10 protein-coding genes are annotated in these 9,889 nt (G+C 71.8%); 9 read left to right on the top strand and 1 reads right to left on the bottom strand.

Annotation, left to right across the window (positions count from 1 at the left end):
* Positions 1 to 25: 25 nt before the first annotated feature.
* The 8 genes from LXT23_RS50250 to LXT23_RS43170 all read left to right on the top strand — a co-directional run bounded on the left by LXT23_RS50250 (position 26) and on the right by LXT23_RS43170 (position 7,976).
* Positions 26 to 907, top strand: coding sequence for a DUF58 domain-containing protein (locus LXT23_RS50250; protein ID WP_323379148.1), 882 nt, complete (start codon positions 26 to 28; stop codon positions 905 to 907).
* Positions 904 to 1,890, top strand: a complete 987-nt coding sequence (locus LXT23_RS43140; RefSeq protein ID WP_253986330.1) for a BatD family protein — start codon at positions 904 to 906, stop codon at positions 1,888 to 1,890. Before LXT23_RS50250 ends, LXT23_RS43140 begins: the two co-directional genes overlap by 4 nt.
* Positions 1,865 to 2,875 (top strand): vWA domain-containing protein, encoded by a 1,011-nt coding sequence (locus tag LXT23_RS43145; RefSeq protein WP_253986331.1) that lies wholly within the window; start codon positions 1,865 to 1,867, stop codon positions 2,873 to 2,875. Before LXT23_RS43140 ends, LXT23_RS43145 begins: the two co-directional genes overlap by 26 nt.
* Complete coding sequence (locus tag LXT23_RS43150) at positions 2,872 to 3,933, top strand: VWA domain-containing protein (RefSeq protein WP_253986332.1); 1,062 nt, start codon at positions 2,872 to 2,874, stop codon at positions 3,931 to 3,933. The genes LXT23_RS43145 and LXT23_RS43150 overlap by 4 nt, the downstream gene beginning before the upstream one ends.
* Positions 3,930 to 4,937 (top strand): tetratricopeptide repeat protein, encoded by a 1,008-nt coding sequence (locus LXT23_RS43155; RefSeq protein WP_253986333.1) that lies wholly within the window; start codon positions 3,930 to 3,932, stop codon positions 4,935 to 4,937. Before LXT23_RS43150 ends, LXT23_RS43155 begins: the two co-directional genes overlap by 4 nt.
* On the top strand, positions 4,921 to 6,786 hold the full coding sequence (locus tag LXT23_RS43160) for a BatD family protein (protein ID WP_253986334.1): 1,866 nt from the start codon (positions 4,921 to 4,923) through the stop codon (positions 6,784 to 6,786). The genes LXT23_RS43155 and LXT23_RS43160 overlap by 17 nt, the downstream gene beginning before the upstream one ends.
* Complete coding sequence (locus LXT23_RS43165; RefSeq protein WP_253986335.1) at positions 6,783 to 7,493, top strand: SH3 domain-containing protein; 711 nt, start codon at positions 6,783 to 6,785, stop codon at positions 7,491 to 7,493. The genes LXT23_RS43160 and LXT23_RS43165 overlap by 4 nt, the downstream gene beginning before the upstream one ends.
* Positions 7,494 to 7,604: 111 nt before the next feature.
* Positions 7,605 to 7,976 (top strand): STAS domain-containing protein, encoded by a 372-nt coding sequence (locus LXT23_RS43170; protein ID WP_253986336.1) that lies wholly within the window; start codon positions 7,605 to 7,607, stop codon positions 7,974 to 7,976.
* A 4-nt stretch (positions 7,977 to 7,980) separates the two neighbouring features.
* On the opposite strand, the gene LXT23_RS43175 is transcribed toward LXT23_RS43170, so the two are convergent.
* Positions 7,981 to 9,024: a tetratricopeptide repeat protein gene (locus LXT23_RS43175; protein ID WP_253986337.1), complete on the bottom strand. Its 1,044-nt coding sequence runs from the start codon at positions 9,022 to 9,024 to the stop codon at positions 7,981 to 7,983.
* Positions 9,025 to 9,351: 327 nt separating this feature from the next.
* Here LXT23_RS43175 and LXT23_RS43180 point away from each other — a divergent pair, with 327 nt between their 5' ends.
* The gene (locus LXT23_RS43180) at positions 9,352 to 9,759 is read left to right on the top strand and encodes a response regulator (protein ID WP_253986338.1); all 408 of its coding nucleotides are present in this window, start codon (positions 9,352 to 9,354) and stop codon (positions 9,757 to 9,759) included.
* Positions 9,760 to 9,889: the final 130 nt, after the last annotated feature.

Here is a 9,889-nt window from a genome sequence, read left to right on the forward strand (position 1 = left end):
TTCCCTCGAGCCCGCCAGGCGCCCCGTGCTTCCCAAGGACCTCATCCGCCGCATCCGCAAGCTGGAGATTCGCACCCGCAAGGTGGTCTCCGACATGCTCGCGGGCCAGTACCACTCGGTCTTCAAGGGCCGGGGCATGGCCTTCTCCGAGGTGCGGCAGTACCAGCCCGGTGACGAGATTCGCATCATCGACTGGAACGTCACCGCGCGCATGAACGAGGCCTACGTCAAGGTCTTCACCGAGGAGCGCGAGCTGACGGTGATGCTCCTGGTGGACGTGTCCGCCTCCAAGGAGTTCGGCTCGAAGGAGCGCACCAAGGCGGAGATCGCCGCCGAGGTCGCCGCGCAGATTGCCTTCAGCGCGATTGCCAACAACGACCGGGTGGGGCTCATCCTCTTCTCGGACCGGGTGGAGAAAGTGGTTCCGCCGCGCAAGGGCCGCACGCACGTGCTGCGGCTGGTGAGCGACATCCTCACCTTCAAGCCGCAGGGCAGGGGCACGGACCTGGCCACGGGGCTGACGTACCTGCGGCAGGTGGCGAAGCGGAAGGCCGTGACGTTCCTCATCTCCGACTTCCAGGCGCGCGACTTCGAGAAGCCGCTGCGCCTGGTGGGCCGCAAGCACGACCTGGTGCCGGTGGTGGTGGAGGACCCGATGGAGGAGGACTTCCCGCGCCTGGGCCTGGTGGAGATGGAGGACCCGGAGACGGGAGACCGCTTCGTGGTGGACACCAGCGACCCGCGCGTGCGGGGCCGCTTCGCCCGGGCCATGCAGGCCGCGCGCGACGAGCGGCGCAAGCTGTTCAAGAAGCTGGAGCTGGACCACGTGGAGCTGCGGGCGGGGGATGACCACGGCAAGGCGCTCGCGCAGTTCTTCCGCGCGCGGGCCCGGAGGATGGCGGCGTGACGCGCCTTCTGCCCTGGGTCCTCGTGCTGTGGGTGGCCGCGGCTCCGGCATGGAGCGCGCAGCCACCGGGCGCGCCCGCCGACGAGACGGTGCAGCCCCGGGACGTCTCCGTGCGCGTGGAGCCGAAGCAGGTGCGCATCGGCGACCCGTTCACCTACGAGGTGGTCATCACCCACCCGAAGGACCACCGCTACGAGCTGGCGCTGCCCAAGGAGACGGGTGACTTCGAGGTCCTGAACCAGACGCGCCAGCGCCAGGACGGGCCGGACTCGGCCACCACGACCTTCGGAGTGCGGATGTCCGCCTTCGCGCTGGGCACGCAGCAGGTGCCGGCGCTCGCGTTCGACGTGGCCACGCCGGACGGCATGCGCAAGTTCTCCCTGCCGGGCCGCGAGGTGGAGGTGGCGTCCACGCTGCCCGCGGACGCGGACGGGCAGGGCGCGGAGCTGTTCGACTACCAGCCCCCGCAGGAGGTGCTCGTCCGCTCGTGGCGCCTGGTGCTGACGCTGCTGGGCGCGCTGGCCGCGGCCCTGCTGGCGTGGGCGCTGTGGCGCTGGTGGAAGAACCGGCCGAAGCACGTGGCGGTGGAGCCGCTGCTGCCGCTGGACGTGCGCACCCGCAAGGCGCTGGACGCGCTCAAGGCGCAGGAGCTGCCCGCGAAGGGCCACGTGAAGGACTTCTACTTCCGGCTGTCCGAAATCATCCGTGGCTACCTCGGAGAGCGCTACGGCTTCGAGGCGCTGGAGTGCACCAGCTCGGAGCTGATGGCCTCGCTGCGCCGCCTGCAGGCGCCCGGGCTGCCGGAGGACGCGCTGATGCGCTTCGTGTCCGAGTCGGACATGGTGAAGTACGCGCGCGCGGACGCCTCACCCGAGTCCTGCCGCGACTCGCTGGCCTTCGGCTACGCGCTCATCGACCAGACGTACGTTCCGCCCCCGCCCCCTCAGGCCCCCGTCAATGCCGCCGCTCCCCGCGTTCAATAACCCAGAGGCGCTCTGGGGGCTGCTGCTCGTGCCGCTCCTGCTGCTGCAGGCCTGGCGGGAGCGGCGCGCCCGCGCCACGCTGCGCTTCTCCGGCGCGCACGTCTTCGCCCGGAGCGGCAAGGGCTTCCGCACGTACCTGCTGCCCCTGCTCCCGCTGCTGCGCGCGGCGGCGGTGACCGCGGCCATCCTCGCCATCGCCCGGCCCCAGGGGCGCGACTCGCGGGTGAGGGACTTGTCGGTGGAGGGCATCGACATCGTGGTGGCGCTGGACCTGTCCACCTCCATGGAGGCCGGCGACTTCCGTCCGCAGAACCGCATGCACGTGGCGAAGGAGGTGCTCAGCGAGTTCATCGCCAACCGCGTGAATGACCGCATCGGCCTGGTGGTGTTCGCGGGCGCGGCCTACACGCAGGCGCCGCTGACGCTGGACTACGGCGTGCTGAAGGAGGTCATCAAGCAGCTGCGCACCCGCGTGCTGGAGGACGGCACGGCCATTGGCGACGCGCTGGCCACGTCGCTCAACCGCCTGCGCGACTCGGAGGCGAAGAGCCGCGTGGTGGTGCTGATCACCGACGGTGACAACAACGCCGGGAAGATTTCACCGATGGACTCGGCGAACATGGCGCAGGCGCTGAAGGTGCCCATCTACACCATCCTCGTGGGCAAGGGCGGCAAGGTGCCCTTCCCGCAGGGCACGGACCTGTTCGGCAACACCGTCTGGCGCGAGACGGAGATTCCCATCAACCCGGAGCTGATGCAGGACATCGCGGACCGCACCGGCGGCGAGTACTACCGCGCCACGGACCCGGAGCAGCTGCGGGCGGGCCTGCAGAAGGTGCTCGACTCGCTGGAGCGCTCCAAGCTGATGGAGGGCGGCGCGAGCGCCACCTACCGCGAGGAGTTCCATCCGTTCCTGCTGGCCGCCTTCGGCCTCGCCGCGCTGGAGCTGCTCCTGCGCGCCACCTTCCTGAGGGTCTTCCCGTGACGCCCGTGGAACCCTGGCGCTTCACCGTGCTCGGCTACCAGGCGGGGCTCGCCCAGCCCTTCTTCCTGCTGCTGATGGTGTTCGGCGTGCTGGCGGGCCTGCTCGCGCTGGTGGGGGCGCTGCGCCGCCGCTCGCGCGTGCGGGCGCTGCTGAACGAGCGCCACGCGGACCGCTTCACCCCCGGCGTCTCCGTGTGGCGTCCGGCCACGCAGGGCGGGCTGTACGGGCTGGGGCTGGCGCTGTTCGGCTTCGCGCTGGCGCAGCCGCAGTGTGGCACCAAGAGCGAGCTGACGAAGCGGCGCGGCATCGACGTGGTGGTGGCGCTGGACGCGTCCAAGTCCATGCTCGCGCGCGACGTGCAGCCCAGCCGCCTGGAGCGCGCCAAGCTGGAGCTGACGACGCTGCTGGACGAGCTGAAGGGCGACCGCGTGGGCCTGGTGGTGTTCGCGGGCGACGCGTTCATCCAGTCTCCGCTCACGTCGGACTACTCGGCGGTGAAGCTCTTCCTGCGCGCGGTGGACCCGGAGGTGATGCCCCAGGGCGGCACCAACGTGGGCGCGGCGCTGAAGCTGGCGAAGCAGGTGCTGGACAACGCGGACCGGGGCTCGAAGGAGCGCGTGGTGGTGCTGCTGTCGGACGGCGAGGACCTCTTCGGCGAGGTGTCCGAGTCCACCGAGGCGCTGAAGGAAGCGGGCGTGCAGGTGCTGGCGGTGGGCGTGGGCTCGGAGTCCGGAGAGCCCATCCCCGTCTATGACCGGCGGGGCGAGTTCGTGGACTACAAGAAGGACCCGGCCGGTGAGACGGTGATTACGCGGCTGGACCGGGCGGGGCTGACGGCCATCGCCGAGGGCACGGGCGGCGCGTTCTTCTACCAGCCGCGCGGCGTGGCCATGGCGCAGGTGGTGGAGCGCATCGACCAGCTGCAGAAGAGCGAGCTGGAGAGCCGGGTGACGGTCCGCTACGACGAGCGCTTCCAGACCTTCGCCATTCCGGGGCTGGTGCTGCTCGCGCTGGGCATGTTGCTGATGCCGTCCTCGCGCCGGAGGTCCTCGCCGTGAGCGCGCACGTGGAGTCTCGCGCCGCGCGCCTGCTGGCCTGGGGGCTGTTGGTGGCGCTCGCCGTGCCTTCGCCCGTGTGGGCCGCGGGGCTGCTGGAGCGCGACCACCCGCTGGTGCAGCAGGGGCGCGAGGCGTACCTGGCGGGCCGCTACGAGGACGCGCTGGCGGCCTTCGAGGCGGCGAAGAAGGAGCGGCCCAATGACCCCGCGGTGGACTTCAACCGCGCGGACGCGCTGGCCAAGCTCGGCCGCATCGACGATGCGCGCGAGGTCTTCAAGGGTGTGACGGAGTCCAACCGGCCCGACCTGCGTCAGAAGGCCTGGTACAACCTGGGCAACCTGCACGCCACCACGGGCGACCGGCAGGAGGCGCTCAAGTCCTACCGGCGGGCCCTCACGTTGGACCCGCAGGACGTGCAGGCCCGCCACAACTACGAGGTGGTGCTGCGCAACCTGCCTCCGCCGCAGCAGAAGAACCAGCCGGACGGTGGCGGGGATGGCGGGAGCGACGGAGGCAGCGACGGCGGTCGTCCGGACTCGGGCTCGGATGGTGGCCAGCAGGGGGATGGTGGCACGCCCCAGGATGGCGGCATGGATGGAGGGGCCGACGGCGGCGCGGATGGTGGCTCTGCGGACGGCGGGGCCGACGGCGGCGCGGATGGAGGCCAGGGCGGCGACGGTGGCAGCGACGGTGGCACGGACGGCGGGGCCGACGGTGGGGACCAGGGACAGCCGCAGAAGGGCGACGGCGGCAGTGACGGCGGCGCGGATGGTGGCGAGGACGACGGAGAGGGTGACCCCAAGGACGGCGGCAGCGACGGGGGCAGTGAGGGAGAATCCGACTCGGAGGAGTCCCAGGCGGACGGTGGGACGAGCCCGGCGGACCTCGACCGGCAGGAGGCGGAGCGCCTGCTGGATGCGATGAAGCAGAACGAGAAGAATCTCCAGCTCTGGCGTTTCCAGCAGAAGAAGAAGCAGAGGAAGCCGAATGAGAAGGACTGGTAGCGCCCGCGGGGTCGTGCTGGCCGTGCTCGCCCTGCTGGCCACGATGCCGGCGTGGGCGAACGACGACATCGACTTCTACCAGACGGCGGACCGCACGGAGGTGGGCAGCGATGACACCTTCCGCCTCACCGTGGTGGTGGTGGACCCGCCCTCCGACGCGCAGGTGAAGCTGCCGGAGTCGGAGGACTTCGAGGTCCTCTCCAGCTCGCGCGGCAGCCAGCGCTCCATCTCGCTGTCCGGTGGCGGCCCCGCCGTCATCCAGGACGTCACCCGCTACGTGCTGGTGATGCGGGCCACTCGCGCCGGCCGGCTGAAGATTCCGCCCGCGGAGCTGACGGCCCGGGGGAAGACGTACCGCACGCAGCCGGTGGAAATCGCGGTGAGGACGGGCCGGCTGGGCGCGCCGTCCGGGCAGTCTTCCCGGGGCAGCCAGCTGCCGGACCCGTTCGCCAACACGCCCTCGACGCGGCCGGACCCGCTCGCTGACGAGCTGGAGGAGGACGAGCCCACGATTCCGCGCGGGGACTCGGACCTGTTCCTGCGCGCGAGCCTGGACCGGGACGACGTCTACGTGGGCGAGCAGGTGACGCTGTCGCTCTACATCTACTCGCGCGTGGACCTGTCCAGCGTGGACTCCGTCACCATGCCCAAGCTGGAGGGCTTCTGGACGGAGGAGGTGGAGAGCCCCACGCAGCTGTCCGGCGAGCAGAAGATTGTCGATGGCGTCCCCTACCGGGCCTACCTGCTGCGCCGCCGCGCCATCTTCCCGGTGCGGCCCGGCGCGCTGTCCATCACCCCGGCGGAGGCGGACATCACCACCGGCTTCCTCTTCGCCGGCCACCGGGTGCACCGCGTCTCCAATGCGCTGAAGGTGAAGGTGAAGGCGCTGCCGCCGGGCGCGCCTGCCGGCATGTCCAACGCACACGTGGGCAACTGGCGGCTGTCCATGGATGTGTCGCAGACGCGCGTGGAGCTGGGCCAGCCCGTCACGGTGAAGGTCATCCTGGAGGGCGTGGGCAACGTGAAGAACGTCACGCCGCCGAAGCTCACCGGCCCGGCCGCGCTCAAGATCTACGACCCCACCACCACCGACAAGGTGGCGCCGCAGCGCAACCGCGTGCAGGGCCGCCGCGTGGTGGAGTACCTGGTGATGCCGCAGCGCACGGGCACCTTCACGCTGCCCGCGCTGGAGTTCCCCTACTTCGACCCGCGCCTGGAGTCCTACGAGGTGGCGCGCACCGACCCGGTGACGATTACGGTGGAGGCAGGGGCGGGGGGCGTGTCGGCGCTGCCCGCGTCTCCGTCGCAGGTGGCGGACGCGGCCAACGAGCAGAAGAACGTGCTCACCGCGGGCGGGCTGCGCCCGGTGCGCTACCAGGCGCGCTTCGTGGCGCCGTCCGAGCCCCCGTGGCGGCGGGCCTTCTTCGTGCCGGCGGTGCTGGCGCCGGTGGGCCTGTTGCTGGGCCTTGCCCTCATCGGAGGGGTGCGCGGGCGGCTGGCCACCCGCACGGAGGCGGACCGCGGCCGGCAGCAGGCGAAGGCCGCGCGGCGCCGGCTGGCGGAGGCGGAGAAGCTCCAGGGCGGAGCCAACGTGGGGGCCTTCTACGGCGAGGTGGAGAAGGCGCTGCACGGCTTCCTGGAGGCGCGCCTGGGCATGCCGGTGGGCGGCCTCACCCGCGAGGTGCTCGCCGAGCGGCTGACCCATGCCGGCGCGGACGCGGAGCGGCGCTCGCGGGTGCTCTTCGTGCTGGAGGCGTGTGACATCGGCCGCTACGGCGGAGGCGGCAACCCCGCCGAGCGCCAGAAGGTGATGGACGCGGCGGCGGCGGCCATGGAGGGCTGGGCGTGAGCGGCTACTACACGCCGGAAGAGGCGCAGGACGTCTTCCTGAAGGCCAACGAGGCCTACGCGCGCGAGGACTACGCGGCGGCGCAGACGGGCTACGAGAAGCTGCTGTCCAACGGCCACGGCGGCGCGGACGTGCTCTACAACCTGGGCACCACGCACCTGGCGCGGGGAGACCTGGGCCGCGCGGTGCTCTTCCTGGAGCAGGCGAAGAAGGAGGGCGTCCGCGCGCCGGACCTGGAGGCCAACCTGTCCGTGGCCCGCGCGCGCCAGGTGGACAAGGTGGTGGGCGCCACCGCGGAGGAGGAGTTCCTCCCGAGGGTGGCGGCCGCCACGGATGGCGCGGTGGTGGCGTGGACCTTCCTGGGCACCTGGGTGGCGGCCTTCGCGCTGCTGATTCTCTGGCGCGCGCTGCGCCCTGGCCGGCGCACGGCGGTGGGCGTGGTGGCCGCGCTGCTCTTCGCGGTGGCCATCCCCTCCGGCCTGCTGCTGGCCACGCATGCGTGGGTGGACGAGACGGTGCACGAGGCCGTGGTGCTGGCCCCCACGCTGGTGGCCCGCGAGCTGCCTCAGCCCGGCGCCCGCTCCATCTTCGAGGTCCACGCCGGCCTCAAGGTGCGCCTGCTGGAGGAGACGGGCCGCTTCGTCCGCATCCGGCTCCCCAACGGCCTCGAGGGCTGGGCCGAGCGCGAAGGCGTAGCAGAAATCTGAAGCCCTGGCGGATGCCGCCTTGCGTTGTTGCAGCAACGCTTGGATGGGCGTGCTGCCCGGGAAGTAGACTCCGGCCGAGGGAAGCGGGTTTTTCCTGGAGGTCGTGGGGCTGTGTTCGAGGTCGAGGCGCTCGTCGGCAAGAACCGGCTGCTGGTGCGCATGTGGGGAGAGATTGACGACGCGGAGGCGCGCCAGGTGGGTGACGCGGCCGTGCGCGCCATCGACCGGCTGCGGCCGGGGTTCGACATGGTGTCGGACATGAGCGGCGTGGTGCGGGTTCCACCGGAGACCCCGGGGCAACTGCGGCGCATCGTCGAGGCCGCGCGGGCGAAGGGCTACGGCCGCACGGTGCGGGTGGTGGGCCGCTCGGCGGCGGCGGCCCTGCAGTTCGAGCGCATCAGCCGGGCGCTGGGCCACGAGGCGCACCTCGCCTTCTCCATGGAGGAGGCCGAGCGGCTGCTGGACGTGGGCTGGCCGCCCTGAGGCCTCAGCTCCGCCGCCCGGTGAGGCGCGCGAAGAGGCCGCGCTTCTGCTCCTTGCGCTCGCTCGCAGCGGCGGCCTCGAGGCCCGTCACCTTGAGGAGGTTCTGCTGGAAGACGGCGCTGCCCGGCTCCAGCTCCACCGCGCGCTCCAGCAGCGCCGCGGCCCGCGCGTAGTCCTTGCGCTGGTGGACCAGGATGAGGGCCAGCTTGCTGTAGAGCACCGCCGCCTCGGGCGCCCGCTCGATGGCGCGGGTGAGCATCTCGATGGCGCGCTCCACCTGTCCCTCGCGCTCCAGCCGCACCGCGCGCTGCAGGAAGTCCTCCGCCGTGGCCGGCGCCGTCCCCGTGGGGCCGGCCTCCAGGGGCTGGGGCGGGCGCTGGGGCCGTGGAGGCGCGGGCGCCTGCACGGGGGCCGCGGCACGCGGAGGCGGGGGCGTGCGGGCCGGCGGCGGCGGCGCGGCGGGCCGGGCCATCGCGGCCCTGGGCGGAGGCGGTGGCTCCTCGTCACCGAGCGCCATGGGCTCCTCCGGTACCAGGAAGTCGTTGCCGTCGAGCACCGGCAGCTCGTCGGTGAGCAGGTGCATGGCGGGGGCCCCGGGCACGCGGTGCAGCTCCACCACGCCGCGCTCCAGCAGGCCCTTGAGGACGACCTTCACCTCGATTTCGGGCAGCCTCGCCGCGCGCGCCAGCTCCGGCACCGGCTGGACGCCATCGATGAAGGACGCGATGTGCGCCTCGAACGGCTGGAGCGGCTGCAGCGCGATGTCCAGCCCGGCGCGCAGGTGCGGCACCGTGTACGCGTCCATGGGCACGGTGAAGCGCGCGGTGGCCAGGTCGTGGGGCGTGGGCTGCTTGGGCGGGGGTTGTGGTACTTCCAGCGTGCGGGTGCGCTGGGGCGGAGACAGCAGCGCGCGGACGATGGTCGGCTCGGTGACGACGTAGTCCCCGCTGGCCTGGTCCGCGTCCAGCAGCAGCCCGCAGCTGCCGCACTGGAAGTCGCTCCCGCCGACCGCACCCTGGCACTCGGGACATTCGAGTTTCGCAGCCATTCCGCGCTCATCATAACCACCGGGGCCACGACGCGTCCGGCCAGGAGCCGGCCCATGCTAGCTTCACAGTTCTGTCAGGTGGGCTAATTCAGAGGTGGGAGGGCCTGGTGAGGAAGCCGGCGGGGCCGGGACGTAGGGAGTGGGTCAACCGCTCCAGTCCGACTTCCTTCGAGCCAGTGCGGGGTGCACCCGACAATCATCATGACCACCCTGTTGCGCGGGGCAGCCACGGGGCTATACCGCGCGCCGCAGGTGGCACCGCATCGGGGGGGTGGCGCAGGCCCGCGAGCCGCCCCCGCAGTGGCCTCGAGTCGCGCCCGGAGAACCATGGCTGGCAATTCCCAGGCACCCTTCCAGATCCTGCTCGTCGAGGATGAACCGGTCATCCGGGAGCTGGTGCGCTCCATGTTGAGCGACGGCTCCGTGGACGTGGTGTGCGCGGCCAACGGCCTGGAGGGGCTGAAGCTGGCACGCAGCGGGACGTTCCACCTCATCCTCATGGACGTCGTCCTGCCGCAGCTCGACGGCATCTCCGTCTGCCGCATCCTCAAGAGCGACCCGGCCACCGCGGACGTCCCGCTCTACATGCTCACCGCGAAGGCGAAGCGCTCCGACATGGAGAGCGCCACGCTGGCGGGGGCGGACGGCTACATCCACAAGCCCTTCCGCGGCGCGGAGCTGATGGCGCTGGTGGAGCGCCTGCGCGCGGGACAGACGCGGCCCGAGTCCGCCTGAGGACTCAGGGCGTGAGAAAAAATGAGTCTTCCGGCTCGCCGAGCCACCCTTGCGCGATGGCGAGCAGGAGGTTGTGGGCGACGAGTGCGAGCAACCAGGCCGCTTCGGCTCGCTTGCGACCTCGTACGTG

It is taken from the genome of Pyxidicoccus xibeiensis, from assembly GCF_024198175.1.
In the GTDB taxonomy this organism is placed as follows: Bacteria; Myxococcota; Myxococcia; order Myxococcales; family Myxococcaceae; genus Myxococcus; species Myxococcus xibeiensis.

Coding starts and splice junctions, on each gene's coding strand:
- LXT23_RS43160 (WP_253986334.1), top strand. CDS start 4,921: ATGAGAAGGACTGGTAGCGCCCGCGGGGTCGTGCTGGCCGTGCTCGCC.
- LXT23_RS43175 (WP_253986337.1), bottom strand. CDS start 9,024: ATGGCTGCGAAACTCGAATGTCCCGAGTGCCAGGGTGCGGTCGGCGGG.
- LXT23_RS43145 (WP_253986331.1), top strand. CDS start 1,865: ATGCCGCCGCTCCCCGCGTTCAATAACCCAGAGGCGCTCTGGGGGCTG.
- LXT23_RS43180 (WP_253986338.1), top strand. CDS start 9,352: ATGGCTGGCAATTCCCAGGCACCCTTCCAGATCCTGCTCGTCGAGGAT.